At 63.5% G+C, this 16,504-nt stretch carries 17 protein-coding genes; 13 read left to right on the top strand and 4 right to left on the bottom strand.

What is annotated here, in order from left to right:
* Positions 1-92: 92 nt before the first annotated feature.
* Complete coding sequence (locus tag XH91_RS31870) at positions 93-524, bottom strand: DUF3775 domain-containing protein (protein WP_164933519.1); 432 nt, start codon at positions 522-524, stop codon at positions 93-95.
* Between the two features lie 121 nt (positions 525-645).
* Here XH91_RS31870 and XH91_RS31875 point away from each other — a divergent pair, with 121 nt between their 5' ends.
* The 6 genes from XH91_RS31875 (at position 646) to XH91_RS31900 (ending at position 6,073) form a co-directional block, all read left to right on the top strand.
* Positions 646-1,497 (top strand): MBL fold metallo-hydrolase, encoded by an 852-nt coding sequence (locus XH91_RS31875; protein WP_164938311.1) that lies wholly within the window; start codon positions 646-648, stop codon positions 1,495-1,497.
* 176 nt (positions 1,498-1,673) lie between these two features.
* On the top strand, positions 1,674-2,516 hold the full coding sequence (locus XH91_RS31880) for a fumarylacetoacetate hydrolase family protein (protein ID WP_128954276.1): 843 nt from the start codon (positions 1,674-1,676) through the stop codon (positions 2,514-2,516).
* 167 nt (positions 2,517-2,683) lie between these two features.
* Positions 2,684-3,295, top strand: coding sequence for a glutathione S-transferase family protein (locus tag XH91_RS31885; protein WP_128954277.1), 612 nt, complete (start codon positions 2,684-2,686; stop codon positions 3,293-3,295).
* 105 nt (positions 3,296-3,400) lie between these two features.
* Positions 3,401-4,270, top strand: coding sequence for an MBL fold metallo-hydrolase (locus tag XH91_RS31890; protein ID WP_128954278.1), 870 nt, complete (start codon positions 3,401-3,403; stop codon positions 4,268-4,270).
* 170 nt (positions 4,271-4,440) lie between these two features.
* Complete coding sequence (locus tag XH91_RS31895; protein WP_128954279.1) at positions 4,441-5,598, top strand: alpha/beta hydrolase; 1,158 nt, start codon at positions 4,441-4,443, stop codon at positions 5,596-5,598.
* Between the two features lie 109 nt (positions 5,599-5,707).
* Entirely contained in the window at positions 5,708-6,073 is a 366-nt protein-coding gene (locus XH91_RS31900) for a hypothetical protein (RefSeq protein ID WP_128954280.1), read from the top strand.
* A 106-nt stretch (positions 6,074-6,179) separates the two neighbouring features.
* On the opposite strand, the gene XH91_RS31905 is transcribed toward XH91_RS31900, so the two are convergent.
* A complete protein-coding gene (locus XH91_RS31905; RefSeq protein WP_128955061.1) occupies positions 6,180-6,902 on the bottom strand; it encodes a hypothetical protein in 723 nt (240 codons plus the stop codon).
* A 185-nt stretch (positions 6,903-7,087) separates the two neighbouring features.
* Between XH91_RS31905 and mbfA the strand changes: the two genes are divergently transcribed.
* The 5 genes from mbfA (at position 7,088) to XH91_RS31930 (ending at position 11,447) form a co-directional block, all read left to right on the top strand.
* Positions 7,088-8,059, top strand: coding sequence for an iron exporter MbfA (gene mbfA / locus XH91_RS31910; RefSeq protein ID WP_128954281.1), 972 nt, complete (start codon positions 7,088-7,090; stop codon positions 8,057-8,059).
* 9 nt (positions 8,060-8,068) lie between these two features.
* Positions 8,069-8,926 (top strand): hypothetical protein, encoded by an 858-nt coding sequence (locus XH91_RS31915; protein ID WP_245477252.1) that lies wholly within the window; start codon positions 8,069-8,071, stop codon positions 8,924-8,926.
* Between the two features lie 30 nt (positions 8,927-8,956).
* Entirely contained in the window at positions 8,957-9,487 is a 531-nt protein-coding gene (locus XH91_RS31920; RefSeq protein ID WP_128954282.1) for a cytochrome b, read from the top strand.
* Between the two features lie 113 nt (positions 9,488-9,600).
* Positions 9,601-11,073, top strand: a complete 1,473-nt coding sequence (locus XH91_RS31925) for an amidase (protein ID WP_128954283.1) — start codon at positions 9,601-9,603, stop codon at positions 11,071-11,073.
* 20 nt (positions 11,074-11,093) lie between these two features.
* Positions 11,094-11,447 carry a nuclear transport factor 2 family protein gene (locus XH91_RS31930; protein WP_128954284.1) on the top strand — a complete coding sequence of 118 codons (354 nt, stop codon included), beginning with the start codon at positions 11,094-11,096 and terminating at the stop codon, positions 11,445-11,447.
* A gap of 149 nt (positions 11,448-11,596) precedes the next feature.
* Here XH91_RS31930 and XH91_RS31935 read toward each other — a convergent pair whose 3' ends face one another.
* Both XH91_RS31935 and XH91_RS31940 read right to left on the bottom strand, forming a co-directional pair.
* Positions 11,597-12,685, bottom strand: a complete 1,089-nt coding sequence (locus tag XH91_RS31935) for a Zn-dependent alcohol dehydrogenase (RefSeq protein ID WP_128954285.1) — start codon at positions 12,683-12,685, stop codon at positions 11,597-11,599.
* 41 nt (positions 12,686-12,726) lie between these two features.
* Complete coding sequence (locus tag XH91_RS31940) at positions 12,727-14,511, bottom strand: acyl-CoA dehydrogenase family protein (protein WP_128954286.1); 1,785 nt, start codon at positions 14,509-14,511, stop codon at positions 12,727-12,729.
* A gap of 222 nt (positions 14,512-14,733) precedes the next feature.
* Between XH91_RS31940 and XH91_RS31945 the strand changes: the two genes are divergently transcribed.
* Positions 14,734-15,435, top strand: a complete 702-nt coding sequence (locus tag XH91_RS31945; RefSeq protein WP_128954287.1) for an SDR family NAD(P)-dependent oxidoreductase — start codon at positions 14,734-14,736, stop codon at positions 15,433-15,435.
* A 122-nt stretch (positions 15,436-15,557) separates the two neighbouring features.
* Positions 15,558-16,388 (top strand): enoyl-CoA hydratase, encoded by an 831-nt coding sequence (locus XH91_RS31950; protein WP_128954288.1) that lies wholly within the window; start codon positions 15,558-15,560, stop codon positions 16,386-16,388.
* Positions 16,389-16,504: the final 116 nt, after the last annotated feature.

The raw sequence follows: 16,504 nt of genomic DNA on the forward strand, positions 1-16,504 counted from the left end.
GACGGGACCGGCGGTCGACGTTTTCACCCATGGTGAGATGGCGACGCCGGTCGCAGCCCCGGGCGGCATGACGACCTGACGTCCATCGATGGCTACGCTACCGGCGTCGTCCGCTCGTCGCTCCAGTCGATGCCGAGTTCGTCCATGCCGTCGGCAAGAAGATCGCCCAGCATCGGCTCGCCCAGGAGGTACTGCACCGCCTCGCGGCGGGGCGCCTTGTATTCGGCGCGAGCCTCGATGGCGCGGGCGCGGAGATCGTCCCACTCGTCGACATCGCCATCGCCGCGGCCGAGCCACATCAGCGTGACGAGGTCAAGCTGCTCGTCCTCGTTCAGCGCCTGAATGAAGCCGGAAAGCTCGGCTGCGACCGGATCGGACGAGCTATCTTCGAGCACGTCGATCTCGTCATCATCAGAGGGATTCGATCCCGAGTCCGGGTCGGAGGCCCCCTCCTTGACGTCGAATTCGCGGGCCTTCTCGATGATGAAGGCGACCTTGTCGGCGGAAATCGCAAGCTCTGGCATGGGCTCCCCCTGGGATTTCGATGGGTTCCTCACATAACGCAACATCGCGACAGATGATCCATTGCGTTCGCCCGCGGAAGACCGCATCTTTCGCGAAAGCAAGAAAATGGGGGCGCGCCGCATGCCATGGACAGTGGGCAAGGTCAAAATCACCAAGGTCGTCGAAATGGAGACGGTCGGCTCGACCCGCTTCATCCTGCCGGCCGCGACCAATGATGAAATCCTCAAGCTGCCCTGGCTGATGCCGCATTTCGCCACCGAGGAGGGCCGGCTGAAAATGTCGATCCATTCGCTGGTGGTGGAGACGCCGGCGCGCCGCATCGTGGTCGACACCGGCCTTGGCAACGACAAGCAGGGCCGCGGCGTCCCGGCCTGGAATAGCCGAAATACGCCGTTCCTGGAGATGATGACGGAAGCGGACTTTCCGCCCGAGAGCATCGACACGGTGCTGTGCACGCATCTGCACGTCGATCATGTCGGCTGGAATACGAAGCTGGTCGATGGCAAATGGGTGCCGACGTTCCCCAATGCGCGCTACCTGTTCGGTAAGACCGAATATGACTATTGGCGTGACTATACGGCCGAGCCGGACAAGGTCGCGGTGTTCAACGATTCCGTGAAGCCTATCGTCGATGCAGGCCTGGCCGAAACGATCCCGAGCGATCACCGGATCTGCGAGGAGGTCAGCGTGATCCCGACCCCGGGCCATAGCCCAGGGCATATGAGCGTCCTGATCGACTCCGGCGGCGAGCAGGCACTGCTCAGCGGCGACGTCGCTCATCACCCCTGCCAGATGGCCCATCTGGACTGGTGCTCGGTCGTCGATACCGACATCGTTCAATCGGCGGCGTCCAGGCACAAGGTATTCTCGCGCTTTGCCGACACTCCGACGCTGGTGATCGGCGGGCACTTCTCGGCCGGGCACATCAAACGGGACGGCGACGCGTTCAGGTTCGAGGCGCTGCAATCGTAGGGTGGGTTAGACCTGCGGCTGCGCGAAGCGCAGTCGAGGGCGTAACCCACCCTACGATCCGGGGCCACCCTACAATGTAAGGGCTGCAATGCACCCCTTTTCGGCGGTTGAATTTCCCGCCGCGCTGTTCCATGAAGCTGTTTAACCGATCAGTCCATCTCAAGGGAGAAACGAGAATGAAGCTTGTTCGTTACGGCGAAAAGGGTGCGGAAAAGCCCGGCCTGATCGACAAATCCGGCCAATTGCGCGACCTGTCGGCGCATCTGAAGGACCTGACCGGCGAGGCCTATTCGCCTGATACCCTGAAGAAGCTCGCTGCCATCGACCCCGCCTCGCTGCCCGCCGTCTCCGGCAAGCCGCGCTTCGGCGCGCCCGTCACCGGCATCTCGAAATTCGTCGCGATCGGCCTCAACTACAGCGACCACGCCAAGGAGACCGGCGCCGCCATTCCGACCGAGCCTATCATCTTCATGAAGGCCAACACCTCGCTGTCAGGCCCGAACGACAACGTCGAGAAACCGCGCGGCTCGACCAAGCTCGACTGGGAGGTCGAGATCGCCGCCATCATCGGCACCCGCGCCAAATATGTCTCTGAAGCCGATGCGCTGAACTACGTCGCCGGCTATTGCGTCTGCAACGACGTCTCCGAGCGCAACTTCCAGACCGAGCGCCTGGGTCAGTGGACCAAGGGCAAGTCGCACGACACGTTCGGCCCGCTCGGCCCCTGGCTCGCCACCAAGGACGAGATCAACGACGTGCAGAACCTGTCGATGTGGCTCGACGTCAACGGTCAGCGCCGCCAGACCGGCTCGACCAAGACCATGATCTTCTCCATGGCCAAGTGCGTCTCCTACGTCTCGCAGTTCATGACGCTGCTGCCGGGCGACATCATCACCACGGGCACCCCGCCCGGCGTCGGCCTCGGCATGAAGCCGCCGACCTTCCTCAATGTCGGCGACGTCATCACGCTCGGCATCGAAGGCCTCGGCGAGCAGCGCCAGGAGATCGTTGCGGCGTAAGGCTTTGCTCTCTCCCCGTCATTGCGAGGAGCCCGCGACAAAATTGCGAAGCAATCTTGCGCTGGCGACGAAGCAATCCAGACTATTTCCACGGAGACGGACTGGATTGCTTCGCTTTGCTCGCAATGACGGAAACCAATTGTCGGTCATCGCCGAGGACATTTCCCATGAAACTCTCCTTCTCCGCCGCCTCGCCCTTCGCCCGCAAGGTGCGCATTGCCGCGATCGAACTCGGGCTGATCGACAAGATCGAGTTCACATCGGCGACCGTCGCACCTGGCACGGTCAACGAGGACTATTCGAAGATCACCCCGCTGAAGAAGCTGCCGGTGCTGATCACCGATGACGGCGACGTCATTCTGGATTCCTACGTCATCGTCGAATATCTCAACGAGATGGCCGGCGGCAGCCTGATCCCGGACTATGGTCCGCGGCGCTGGAAGGCCAAGACCAATCATTCGCTGCTCAACGGCATGCTCGATTCCATGCTGCTGTGCCGCTACGAGAAGATGGTGCGGCCGCAGGGGCTGCAATGGCAGGCGTGGTCGGACGACCATTGGAACCGGGCCTGGACCGGCATGGCGCGCTTCGAGAACATGCCCGAGGTGCTGAACGGGCCGTTCGACATTTCGCAGATCGGCCTTGTTTGCGTGCTCGGCTATGCCGACTTCCGCTTCGCCGATTGCGGCTGGCGCAAGGCCTATCCGAAGCTCGACGCCTTCCATCAGAAGATGCTGGAGCGTCCCTCGGTGAAGATCTCGGTGCCGCCGGCCGCCTGAAGCGAGATGATGATCGTCTCGCTTTAGGCTTGTTGTTTGAGCATGATCTTGTCGGAAAACCGCGGCACACTTTTCCGGATCATGCCGTAACCAGCGGGTGTTCTCATGAGCCTGAAATACGCGGTCGGCAATCTCACCATTCAGCGCATCATCGAGCAGGAGACCTCGTTCGTCCCGGCCCTGGAAATGTTGCCGGGATTGACGCCGGAAATCCTGGCCGAGAACCGGGCATGGATGCGGCAGGCACGCGCGCTCGACGATCAGGACGTGCTGATGCTGTGCTTCCAGTCCTACGTGGTGAAGACGCCGCACCACACGATTTTGATCGACAGCTGCATCGGCAACGACAAGCCGCGGCCCAATCGGCCGAAATGGAACATGAAGACCGACGATACGTACATGCGCGCGCTCGATGCCGCAGGCGTTTCGGTCGATGACATCGACTTCGTGATGTGCACGCATCTGCATGTCGACCACGTCGGCTGGAACACGCGGCTGGAGAACGGCCGCTGGGTGCCGACCTTCCCAAGGGCGCGGTACCTTTTCGCCAAGCAGGAATACGACCACTGGTTCGCGGAGAATGCCAAGGCCGAGATACCGCCCTTCGCCGACAGCGTGCTGCCCGTGGTCGAGGCCTCCAGGCACGAGCTGATCGGCAATGATCATCAGATCGGCGACCATGTCCGCATCGTGCCGACGCCGGGCCATACGCCCGGCCACGTCGCCATCGCAATGGGACGGGGCAAGGACGATGCGGTGTTTTCAGGCGATCTCATGCACTCGCCCGTGCAGACGCTCTATCCTGAGCTGTCGATCAAGTTCGATGTCGATCCGGCCAAGGCGGCCACGACGCGGCGCAGCTTTCTCGAGCGTTATTGCGACACCGACACGCTGTGCTGCACCGCGCACTTCCCCTCGCCGTCGGTGGGCAAGATCAAGCGCAAGGGCAGCGCGTTCGTGTGCGCGGCGGTGTGATTTGGCTGAGATGCCGAAGGGTGGGTTGGCTCTGCGGCTGCGCGAAGCGGAGACGCCGAGCATAACCCGCCTCTTTGGGTTCTGCGGAGACAGAAGTGGTGGGTTACGCCCCGCGCCGCGCAATCCGCGGGGCTAACCCACCCTACGATTCCACCCGTGTGGAGACAGCGATGACGACACTCCCCGACATTCCCCTCCCGGCCGGCATCCGCTCGCGTTATGTCGACGGCATCAACGGCCTGCGCATGCATGTGCTCGAGGCCGGCTTCGAGACCAAGGGCCGGCCCTGCATCCTGCTGCTGCACGGCTTTCCCGAGCTTGCCTTCTCCTGGCGCAAGGTGATGCCGACGCTGGCCGAGGCCGGCTATCATGTGCTCGCACCGGACCAACGCGGCTATGGCCGCACCACCGGGTGGACCGCAGACTACGATGGCGATCTGACGCCGTTCTCGCTCCTCAATCTGCTGCGCGATGCGCTCTCCCTGGTCTCTGCGTTCGGCTACAAGCAGGTCGATCTCGCCGGGCACGATTTCGGCAGTCCGGTAGCTGCCTGGTGTGCGTTGGTCCGCCCCGATGTGTTTCGCTCGGTAACGCTGATGAGCGCGCCCTTCGGTGGGGCGCCGTCGTTACCTTTCAACACGGTCGATGCTCCGGCCAAGCCTGCCGTCGAAGATCCCGTGCATCGCGAGCTCGCTTCGCTGCCGCGACCGCGCATCCACTATCAATGGTACTATTCGACACGCGCGGCGAATGCCGACCTGCTGCACGCACCGCAAGGCCTGCATGATTTCCTGCGCGCTTATTATCATCACAAGAGCGCTGACTGGGCGGACAACAAGCCGTATCCGCTGAAATCATGGTCGGCGAGCGAGCTTGCAAAGCTGCCGACCTACTACGTGATGGACCTTCACGAGACCATGCCTGAGACGGTCGCAAAGGAGATGCCATCGCGCGCCGCGATCGCTTCCAACCAATGGCTGCCGGACAGCGACCTCGCTTTTTACGGCGCCGAATATAGCCGCACCGGATTCCAGGGCGGGCTGCAATGGTATCGCTACGGTACGTCGGGGATGCTCAATAGCGAGATGTGCCTGTTTGCCGGCCGCAGCATCGACGTGCCCTCCTGCTTCATCTCGGGCCAGCAGGATTGGGGCACATATCAGCGCCCCGGCGTGTTCGAAGCGATGCAAGCCGGCGGGTGCACCAAAATGCTCGGCTGCCATCTCGTCGACGGCGCCGGCCACTGGGTGCAACAGGAGCAGCCGGCCGAGGTCAGCCGATTGCTGCTGCAATTTCTCCGCCGCGCCGCAGCAGCCTCCGCGAACTGACCAACGCCACCCTCCCGCCACAAGGCATTAATCTGCAGTTCAGGGAACATTCGGCAATGTCTGACGTTGCGGGATACCGGAGCTGCGTCCGGCGACCATGGAGACGACAATGGACAAGAAGATCGCTGGACTATTGGGAGCGGTGGCGACGCTCGGAACGCTCGGTGCCGCACAGGCTGCGCCGGCGCCGACAGACGCCCTGCAGGCGAACTCATACGCCGACCTGCTCGAGCCGATTGCGAACGCGAGCGCGTTGCTGCAAGCCATCGATGAATCGGCTCCGCCAAAAACGAGCGAAAATGTTCAGCTCGCTCAGTTTTTCTATCACCATCATCATCACCACCATCACCATCACAGCTTCTATCGTCGTCGCTATTACGATGCGCCGGTCGTGGTGGTCCCGCGCTATCGGCGGTACCATCACCATCATCACCACCACCACCATCATCACAGCTTCTATCGCCGCGACTACTGAGGTCGCAGCGGGCCGGGAATGGACGAACAGGACCTGCGGGTCCTGTTTGCTTTTGGTGACGGGAAACCGGGAAAGCTCGGCAGGTCCGCAGCAGGACCGGAAACGATTATCCGTTTCGAGCCTTGTCCTTCGCCGCGCGGTGCAGGTGCCGGTAAGTGCCATCGAATACCGTATCGGATGACGACGTCCACTCGGTGCCGGCCGCCAGTTTGGGCCGATTGGCGTAGATCCGGCGGGCCTGCAGCTCGCGCTCGGCTGCTTCCTCCTCGCCCATGGGCTCGAGCTCGAAATTCGCTTCCTCGGGGATGACGATGATCTGAGCGAAAGGCTCGTTGGGCCTGAAGATGTGGGTTCGGCCCTCGGCCGGCGCCTTGAAGACGCAAAAGAACATCATGGGCCACCAATTGCGGATCAACGCAGGGACGGCAATCGGCACGGTGTCAGTCGGATCGGCATAGAATCGCGGATGCGGCTCGGTGCGAACAGCCATGCCTTTTGCGACCTTGAGATCGAGCAGGATCTGATAGGTGTAGAAGGCGTCACCAAACTTGCGAAACGGCGGCCATTCCGCGCCGCCTTCAGGCGGCTCACCCCAATCGGCCTCGAGCACCAGGTGGCCGTCCCTGGTCGTGACGTGAAGCTCGAAATCATAGGGATAGAACAGCTCGATGCCGTATTGCGCGCCCTCGGAAAAGGGCACGCAGTGCCAGACCTGCTCACGCGAACCGTCAGCGCGTGGTTCGCGCTTGCCGGCCCATCCGGGAATCTCGAGCTTGGTCCGGCGCGGCGCCAGCCGCGGATCATTCAGACGAAATTTGACCTTGTCCATCATTTCACCCGTCCACCCACATTCAAAGCTTCGAACCTGTACTTCGGGACCTGGTTCCATGCACCCACGCGTCGTTGTGACGGCCCTTGGGATGCAAGCCTTCGCGCGGCTCGCGTGAATTGACCCTGAACGAATTGCAGCCTATATCGATTTAGAACGTTTCTAAACTACATCAGGCACCGTCAGTGAAGAATTTTGCCGATTTGACCGAGCGTGAAGTGCTGGCGGTCGCGATTTCCTCCGAAGAGGAGGACAGCCGCATCTACATGACTTTCGCCGAAGATCTCAAGGAGCGCTATCCGGATTCGGCCAAGCTCTTCGAGCAGATGGCCGAGGAGGAGCGCAGCCATCGCCACATGCTGCTGGAAATGTACGAGCAGCGCTTCGGCCAGCATCTGCCCCCGATCCGCCGCGAGGACGTCAAGGGATTCCTGAAGCGCCGCCCGGTCTGGCTTACCAAGAACCTGCCGCTCGACACCATCCGCAGGGAGGTCGAGACCATGGAATTGCAGGCCGAGCGCTTTTACGTGAAGGCTGCCGAACAAGCCCAGGATGTCGGCGTGCGCCGCCTGCTCGGCGATCTCGCGGAAGCCGAGAAAGGCCACGAAGAGACCGCTGCCAAACTGACAGACCAGATCCTGAGCTCCGACGTGCGCGCGGAAGAAGACCGCACCAACCGCCGTATGTTCGTGCTGCAATATGTGCAGCCGGGCCTCGCCGGCCTGATGGACGGCTCGGTCTCGACACTGGCGCCGTTGTTCGCCGCGGCCTTCGCCACGCACCAGAACTGGCAGACGTTCCTGGTCGGCCTTGCCGCCTCGATCGGTGCCGGCATCAGCATGGGCTTTGCCGAAGCGCTGTCCGACGACGGCTCGCTCACAGGGCGCGGATCCCCCTGGCTGCGCGGTATCACCTGCGGCGCGATGACGACGCTCGGCGGGCTCGGCCACACCGCGCCCTATCTCGTGCCCGACCACTGGGCCAACGCATTCTGGATCGCGACCGGTATCGCCGGCATCGTCGTGTTCTTCGAATTGTGGGCGATCGCCTTCATCCGTGCCCGCTACATGGATACGCCGTTCCTTCAGGCCGTGTTCCAGATCGTGCTCGGCGGCGCGATCGTGCTGGCGGTGGGAATATTGATCGGGGCGGCATAGGCGATGGCGTTGAAGCTGATACGCTCATACATTGCGGTCGCGAACCTGACCGGCGCAATGGTCCTGCTTGCGTCGAACGCCCATGCCACCGACGAGATTCAGGTCTACAATGCCGGCATCGCCGAAATCGGCCAATTCACCATCCAGCAACACCTCAACTATGTCGCGCTTGGACAGAAGGATCCGCCGTTTCCCGGCGGCCTCGCCTCCAACCACAGCCTCAACGGCACCCCGGAATTCGCCTACGGCGTGACCGATTGGTGGGAGGTCGGGCTCTATCTGCCGTTCTCCGTTCAGGACGAGCGCTTTTATTCGGACGCCTTCAAGCTGAGAACGCTGTTCGTTTCGCCGCACGCCGAGCAGCGCAATTTCTTCTACGGTGTGAACTTCGAATTCAGCAACGAGACGCCGCCTTTCTCCCAATCCCGTTTCTCGATGGAGATTCGCCCCATCATCGGCGTGCGGAACAGCGACTACGAATTCATCGTCAATCCGATCGTCGACGTCCATTTCGGGAAATTCGCGGAACAGCATTTCACTCCGGCCGCTCGCATTGCGCGGAAGTTCGGCGACGATTTGTTCGCGGGATTCGAGTACTACAGCGATCTCGGCCAGATCGGAAATTTCGACAAGCTCTCCGACCAGCAGCACACGCTGTTTGCCGTCACCGACTTCAAAGCCGGTGTGTTCGATGTGAACTTTGGCGTCGGCTACGGGTTGACACCGGCGTCCGACCGGCTCGTGGTCAAGACCATCATCGGCTACGCCTTTCCCGTGCCGGGGCAAAAGCCGGACGGCTCCACGCGGATGAGCAGCGGGCCGATCAATCCGTTCACTCATGCCGCAGCTCGGAGCTTCCAGCCCTGACCGGCGCTGCACCAACCTCAGGTCTCCTCCATGATGCGCCACCTCCAATACGGCACTCCGGCCAAAATCTTCCATTGGTGCATCGTCGCGCTGCTTGCCGTGCAATATCCGATCGGCTGGCTGATGCCCGATCTCCATCGCGGTATGACCCCAGGTGCCGGCATGACGTTCCATGTGTCGATCGGGATCACGATCCTGGTGCTGACCGCTCTCCGCCTTGTCTGGCGGCTCACTCATCCGGTCGCGCCCGAAAGTTCTCTTCCCGCCTGGCAGCGCCTGAGCTCCGAGGTCGTGCACTGGCTCCTCTACGCGCTGGTGCTGGCGACGACGATTTCGGGCTGGCTGTTTGCCTCCTTCCGCGGCTGGACCTTGTCATTCTTCTATCTCGTGCCGCTACCGATGCTGGCGTCCGACAACGCCGCGGCGGGCCGGACCATCGACGGCCTGCACCAGGCGATGGAATGGGCGCTCCTCGTCACCATCGTTGTTCACATCGCGGCCGCGCTGGCGCACATCTTCTTCTATCGCGACCGCGTGATGCAGCGAATGCTCCCCGGATAGCGCCCAAGACAGCATCGGGACAGCGTCAGGACAGATCAACCGCGATCAAACGGCGGTTGCGGCATCGGTTAAAACTGCGCATCATCGCAACCAATGAAGCGCAGGAGCATGTCGTGGCGAAATCGGAATGGAGTTTCAAGAGCGCGCTCGAGCTGTCGGCCGCATTGAGGGCGAGGAAGGTCTCCGCCGTCGAGCTCACGCAGGATGCAATCGGTCGCATCGAACGTCACGACGGCAAGGTCAACGCGATCTGCGTCCGGGATTTCGACCGTGCGCTCGATCAGGCACGCGCGGCCGACGCGGCGCTGACCCGCGGCGAGCGCAAGCCGCTGCTCGGCCTGCCGATGACGGTGAAGGAATCCTACAACATTGCCGGCCTGCCCACGACCTGGGGCAATCCGGCGCAGAAGGATTTCATCGCCAAGGAAGATTCGCTGCCGGTCACGCGGGTGAAGGAGGCTGGCACCATCGTGCTCGGCAAGACCAACGTGCCGCTCGCGCTCGCGGACTGGCAGAGCTACAACGACATCTACGGCACCACCAACAACCCCTATGACCTCGGCCGCACGCCGGGCGGCTCCTCCGGCGGCTCGTCTGCGGCGCTCGCCGCCGGCTATGGCCCGCTTTCACTCGGTTCGGATATCGGCGGCTCGCTGCGCGTGCCGGCCTTTCACTGCGGTGTCTACGCGCACAAGCCGAGCTTCGATCTGTTGCCCTCGCGCGGCCATACGCCGCCGCCGGCGCCGCCGCTGGCTTATGAGCGTGATCTCGCAGTGATCGGCCCGATGGCGCGGAGCGCCGGCGATCTATCCTTGTTGCTCGACGTCATGGCCGGCCCGGACCCGCTCGACAACGGCAAGGCCTACAGGCTCGAGCTGCCTGCGGCACGTCACGGCACGCTGAAGGATTTCCGCGTCCTCGTGGTCGATACCGATGCGGTTCTGCCGACCGACGCCACCGTGCGCGGGAGCATCAATACGCTCGCCGACAATCTTGCCAAGGCCGGCGTCAAGATCGAGCGCAACAGTCCGCTGCTGCCGGATTTCGCCGCGTCCTCGCGCCTCTATATGCGCACGCTGCTGTCGTTCCTCGCCGCCAGCTTCACGCCCGAAGTCTACGCGGGCGCAGTTGCAACGGCAGCCACATTGCCGGCCGGCAACGATAGCCTGCAGGCCGAACGCCTGCGCGGCATCGCGCTCAGCCATCGTGACTGGCTGATAGCGCGCGGCGGCCGGACACGGCTGCGCGCGCAATGGCACGAGCTGTTCAAATCCTTCGATGCAGTGATCTGTCCTATCATGCCGACACCGGCGTATCCCCACGATCACTCGGAGGACCAGGAGCAGCGCCGGATCAGGATCGACGGCAAGGAGCACGTCTATACCGACCAGCTCGCCTGGCCCGGCATCGCCACGCTGCCCGGCCTGCCCTCGACTGCGATCCCGACCGGCTTTGCGCCTGATGGGCTTCCGGTCGGCGTCCAGATCGTCGGCCCCTGGCTGGAGGACCGCACGCCGCTCAAGCTGGCCGAGCTGATCGAACGCGAGTTCGGCGGGTTCGTGCCGCCGAAGATGTTTGATGATTGACGTCGCCTGAGGAGAGCACCATGAGCCGGGACCTCGAACAGCTCACCGCACTCAACCGCACCTATGTCGCTTCCGTGCAGAACTGCGACGTCAAGCGCTTCGACGAGATCCTGGCGCCGGAGTTTTACTGCTCCAACCCTGATAAGACGCTGGTCGACCGTGCCGCCTTCCTGGAGCAAACCGCGCGGCCGATCGCGATCCGGAACCTGCACGCATTCGACGTCATCGTCCGCATCATGGGCGACTTCGCCATCATCCATGCGGCGACGAGCTACACCACGGCGGACGGCCAGCAGGCGACCGGGCGATATACCGATTGCTGGGCGAAGAAGAACGGGACGTGGCTGGCGGTGTCGGCGCATGTGTCGCGGTGATGTAAGGTAACCCCTCCCCGCACTCCGCTGTCATGCCCCGCGAAGGCGGGGCATCCAGTATGCCGCGACGGAAATTGGGTCACACAGCTATCGCCGCGGCGTACTGGATCGCCCGGTCGAGCCGGGCGATGACACCGTCATCGTGGCAACTAGTTGTCAAACACGATCACGCTGCGCAGCGTCTTGCCGGCCTTCATGTTGGCAAAGCCCTCGTTGATCTCGGAGAGCTTCAGCTTGGCCGAGATCCAGTCCTCCAGGTGCAGCCGGCCGCGCAGGTAGAAATCGACCAGGCGCGGCATGTCGACGCGGAAATGGTTCGAGCCCATCGAGGAGCCCTGGATCCGGCGCTCCCTCAGGAAGTCGAAGCCGTGCAGCTCGATCTTCTGGCCGAACGGGATCATGCCGACGATGGTGGCGGTGCCGCCGGAGGCCAGCATGGCGAAGGCCTGCTCGGCGGTCTCCTTGCGGCCGAGCACCTCGAAGGAATGATGCACGCCGCCATTGGTGAGATCGCGCACCTGCTTCACCACATCGCCGTCGGCCGGGTTGATGATGTCGGTCGCGCCCAGCTTGGTCGCGAGCTGAAGTTTTGCCGGATTGGTATCGATGGCGATGATGCGGCCGGCGCCGGCGATCTGCGCGCCGTTGATCGCTGCCATGCCGACGCCGCCGCAGCCGATCACCGCCACGGTCTCGCCGGCCGTGACCTTCGCGGTGTTCACCACCGCGCCATAGCCGGTGATGACGCCGCAGCCGATCAGCGCGGCGAGATCGAGCGGCATCTCCTTCCTGATTTTGACGATGGCGTTTTCATGCACCAGCATCTGCTCGGCGAAGGACGAAAGATTGAGGAACTGGTGCAGCTTCTCCGGCTTCGACCACTGCATCCGGTCTGAAACGCCGGGCAGCATCTTCACCGTGGTGTCGGTGCAGAGCACGGTGCGGCCGGTGGTGCAATTGTCGCAAGTGCCGCAGAACACGGACAAGCAGGTGACGACGTGGTCGCCGGGCTTCACATAAGTGACATCAGAGCCGACCTGCTCGACGATGCCGGCGGACTCATGTCCGAGCACCGCGGGCAGCGGATGCGGATACAGGCCTTCCATGAAGTGCAAATCGGAATGACAAAGCCCGGCGACAGCGGTGCGGATCAGGACCTCGCGCGGCCCCGGCTTCGGCAGGCTGACATCCTCAATGACCAGAGGCTTGTTGACTTCATAGAGGACGGCGGCCTTCATCGAGCACTCCCTGTCGCTTTTCTTGGTTGGTGGCGCGCAGCCTACGCTGACAGAACGAGTTCGCCAACCTCGCTCATGCCGGCTGAACTGTCGCCGAGCAGGAGCGATCCGATCCTCGCCTGCACGACATTTTCCGTCAGCCGGAACGGATCGCTCGGCGACACCCGGTGATCGATCACCAGCCGCGACAACAGCAACCGGCGCGCATCGCCGCGCATGTCGTGGATGCGATGCGCCTCCCAGGCGAGCGTCACCGCACTGGCGACATGATAGAGCAGGCTGGTGGCGCGGCGCGCATCGGCCTCGTTCTCGGACTTGCCCGCGACCTCCCGCGCGAAGCCGACCGCGCGATCGACGAGGCCGCGCAGATGATCGCGCCAGGCTTGCGGCACCGAGGCACTGTCATCGAGACGCGCATGCAGATCAGCCGCAAGCGCAGCTTCGGCGCCGTGGCGGCCGACCGCGCGCCGGAGCGCATCGATGGCGACGATGTTGCCGGTGCCCTCCCAGACCGAGCCGAGATGCGCGTCGCGCAGCAGTCGGGGCGTCGCGAACTCCTCGATATAGCCGATGCCGCCGCGCATCTCGAGCGCATCGCCGCAGACCTTTCGTGCATCGCGCGTGGCGCGGAACTTCAACGTCGGCGTCAGGATGCGGAGCAGCGCCGCCGCATCCTGGCTGCCGGCCTCGGCGCGGTCGAGCGCATCGGCGGTGAGGAAGCTCATCGACAGTGCCTGCTCGACCGGCAGCATGATCTTCAACATCTGGCGGCGGCCGAGCGGAAGATCGATGATCCGGCGGCCGAACACGACACGGTTCTTCGCCACGATCATCGCGTCATGACAGGCGCGGCGCATCAGCGCGGTGGATTTGACGCCGTTGGAGAGCCGCGAGGAGTTCACCATCTCGGCCATCTGCACGAAGCCGCGATCGAGCTTGCCGACGGCGTAGGCGATCGCTCCTTCGAGCTTGATCTCGCCCGAAGCCATCGAGCGGGTGCCGAGCTTGTCCTTCAGGCGGACGATCCGGTAGTGATTCTGCGAACCGTCATCGAGGAAGCGCGGCATCAGGAACAAGCCGACGCCCCGCGTGCCGGGGCCGGCGCCCTCGGGGCGCGCCAGCAGCATCACGACCTTCGCGTCGGCGTTCGAGCAAAACCATTTTTCGCCGTAGAGGCGCCAATGATCGCCTTCCTGCACCGCGCGCGTCGTCAGTGTGCCGACGTCCGAGCCGCCTTCCTTCTCGGTCATGAACTGGCCGCCTTGCGTCAGCTTGCTCATGTCGGTCGAGGTCAGGCCGTCGAGATACTTTGCCTTCAATGCTTCGCTGCCGAAATTGGCCAGCAGTTTTGCGCAGCCGTCGGTGACGTTGATCGGGCAGCCCATGCCGAATTCGGTCTGGTTGAACAGAAACGTGAAAGCGTGCTTGGCAACCACAGGATATTTGTCCGGCCAGCCCATGATGCCCGTGGCGATCGAGAGCGCATGGATGCCGAACTCGCCGAAGGCGGCATTCTCCAACTCGCGATAGGCCGGATGATATTCGATCCACTGCACGTCGCGGCCGAATTTGTCGCGCTGGTGCAACACCGGTGTGTGCCGGTCGGCGAGCCGCGCACATTCGTCGAGCCGGCCGCCGGCGAGTTCGCCGAGGCGGTCGAGATGCGGCTCGATGTGACGGAAAAGCGCCTCCGGCAGATGGATGCGCAGGAGGTCCGTCAGCGCCTGGTCGGCGCGGTAGAAATTCATGCCCGACGTATCGGGCGCCAGCAGGCCGGGTTGCTCGGCCGCGATATCGTTTGGCTGCGCTGCGACCGGCGTGTGCATGGCCGTCCTCTTGGTTTCCGCCCGGCGGCGATTCTTATCGCTTGCCGCTTGAGATGATGTCGATCATGCTCCCGTCGCGAGAGGCGATAAAGCCGCAAATTGTCAGGGAGGCATGATCGCCGTGAAGGAGCAATTCGCTCTGCGGAATTGTGATCGGCCCCGCTGGTTGTCCGCGATGGCCATGCATAGATCAACGCTATCCCGTCCCCGAGAGATCACATCATGGAACATCCGAAATACAAGATCGCGCTCATTGTCGGCGCCGGCGAAGGCCTGAGCGCCTCGCTGGCGCGGCTGCTCTCCGCGCAGGGCATTCGCGTCGCGCTGGCCGCGCGCAAGATCGAGAAGCTGGGTGCGCTCTGCAGCCAGACCGGCGCCAAGGCCTATGCCTGCAATGCCATCGAGCCTGAGGAGGTCGAGCGCCTGTTTGGTCTCGTCGAACGCGAGATCGGCACGCCCGACCTCGTCGTCTACAACGCCAGCGGCCGCTCGCGCGGGCCGTTCGTCGACCTCGTCCCTGCCGACGTCGCCAACGCCATCGCCGTCAGCGCCTATGGCGGCTTCCTGGTCGCGCAGCAGGCCGCCAAACGCATGCTGCCGAACCAGCACGGCGCGATCCTGTTCACCGGCGCCTCGGCCAGCGTCAAGGGGTACGCGCAGTCGGCTCCGTTCGCGATGGGCAAGTTCGCGCTGCGCGGCCTCGCACAGAGCATGGCGCGCGAATTGTCTCCGCAAGGCATTCATGTCGCGCATTTCGTGATCGACGGCGGTATCCGCAGCGCGGCGCGCACGGAAGCAGCGGATAGGCCGGATTCGATGCTCGACCCCGATGCGATCGCGGAGAGCTACTGGAACGTGCTGCAGCAGCCGCGCAGCGCCTGGAGCTGGGAGCTCGAGCTGCGGCCCTGGGTCGAGAAGTTTTGAAATGATAACGTAACCACAACCGTCATTGCGAGCGAAGCGAAGCAATCCAGGAATATCTCCGCGGAAACAGACTGGATTGCTTCGTCGCTTCGCTCCTCGCAATGACGAGAGGAGAAAGCGGAATGACCACCGAAACCACCGTCGACACCGGCACCAATGAGCTCCTCTGCGTCATCCGTGACCGCGTCGCCATCATCACGCTGAACCGGCCCGACGCCCGCAATTCGCTGTCGGATGCGCTGACGCCGGCGTTGCGCACGATGATCCGCAGATGGGGCGAGAGCCCTGACGTCGGCGCGCTGCTCATCACCGGCGCGGGCGAGGCGTTCTGCGCCGGCGGCAACGTCAAGGGCATGGGTGCGCATCGCGATCCCAGGAAACTGGAGATGTCGCAGGAAGAGCGCATCGCCGATCTCCAGGAGCGGCAGCGGCTGCTCACCGGCGCGTTGGTCTCGGTGCGCAAGCCGACCATCGCCGCCCTGCCCGGCCCCGCAGTCGGCGCCGGGCTCGCCATCGCCATGGCCTGCGACATCCGCATCGCCGCGCAATCGGCCTTCGTCGCCACCGGCTATGCGCGCATCGCTCTGTCGGGCGATTACGGCATCGCATGGCTGCTGACGCGGCTGGTCGGCACCGCGCGGGCGCGCGAGCTGCTGTTCACCGGCGACCGCGTCGACGCCGCGCGTGCCGAAGCCATCGGTCTCGTCAACCGCGTCGTGCCCGACGATAAATTGCAGACCGAAGCGTTCGCATTGGCAAAGTCGCTCGCCGAAGGCCCGCGCCTGGCGCTGCGCTACATGAAGGACAATCTCGACGAGGCTCTGCTGTTCGATTTCGAGACCGCCAGGGATCACGAGGCCGAACGGCTGGTGCGCCTGACCACGACCGCCGATCACAAGGAGGCGGTGCAGGCGTTCATCGAGAAGCGGAAGGCGGTGTTTACGGGGAAGTAGGACCGTAACAAGGACCGCCATTCCGGGGCGATGCGCAGCATCGAGCCCGGAATCCATTGGGCTGCAAAACGCGCGGCGAAATGGATTCTCAGGTGCGCAATTGCGCACCATAGATT

It is taken from the genome of Bradyrhizobium guangzhouense (assembly GCF_004114955.1).
Lineage (GTDB): Bacteria > Pseudomonadota > Alphaproteobacteria > Rhizobiales > Xanthobacteraceae > Bradyrhizobium > Bradyrhizobium guangzhouense.

Excerpts from the sequence above, each read along its gene's own strand:
- XH91_RS31885 (WP_128954277.1), top strand. The coding sequence starts at position 2,684 with ATGAAACTCTCCTTCTCCGCCGCCTCGCCCTTCGCCCGCAAGGTGCGC.
- XH91_RS31890 (WP_128954278.1), top strand. The coding sequence starts at position 3,401 with ATGAGCCTGAAATACGCGGTCGGCAATCTCACCATTCAGCGCATCATC.
- XH91_RS31920 (WP_128954282.1), top strand. The coding sequence starts at position 8,957 with ATGATGCGCCACCTCCAATACGGCACTCCGGCCAAAATCTTCCATTGG.
- XH91_RS31940 (WP_128954286.1), bottom strand. The coding sequence starts at position 14,511 with ATGCACACGCCGGTCGCAGCGCAGCCAAACGATATCGCGGCCGAGCAA.
- XH91_RS31900 (WP_128954280.1), top strand. The coding sequence starts at position 5,708 with ATGGACAAGAAGATCGCTGGACTATTGGGAGCGGTGGCGACGCTCGGA.
- XH91_RS31935 (WP_128954285.1), bottom strand. The coding sequence starts at position 12,685 with ATGAAGGCCGCCGTCCTCTATGAAGTCAACAAGCCTCTGGTCATTGAG.
- XH91_RS31905 (WP_128955061.1), bottom strand. The coding sequence starts at position 6,902 with ATGGACAAGGTCAAATTTCGTCTGAATGATCCGCGGCTGGCGCCGCGC.
- XH91_RS31950 (WP_128954288.1), top strand. The coding sequence starts at position 15,558 with ATGACCACCGAAACCACCGTCGACACCGGCACCAATGAGCTCCTCTGC.
- XH91_RS31895 (WP_128954279.1), top strand. The coding sequence starts at position 4,441 with ATGACGACACTCCCCGACATTCCCCTCCCGGCCGGCATCCGCTCGCGT.
- XH91_RS31945 (WP_128954287.1), top strand. The coding sequence starts at position 14,734 with ATGGAACATCCGAAATACAAGATCGCGCTCATTGTCGGCGCCGGCGAA.
- XH91_RS31880 (WP_128954276.1), top strand. The coding sequence starts at position 1,674 with ATGAAGCTTGTTCGTTACGGCGAAAAGGGTGCGGAAAAGCCCGGCCTG.
- XH91_RS31870 (WP_164933519.1), bottom strand. The coding sequence starts at position 524 with ATGCCAGAGCTTGCGATTTCCGCCGACAAGGTCGCCTTCATCATCGAG.
- XH91_RS31875 (WP_164938311.1), top strand. The coding sequence starts at position 646 with ATGCCATGGACAGTGGGCAAGGTCAAAATCACCAAGGTCGTCGAAATG.
- XH91_RS31930 (WP_128954284.1), top strand. The coding sequence starts at position 11,094 with ATGAGCCGGGACCTCGAACAGCTCACCGCACTCAACCGCACCTATGTC.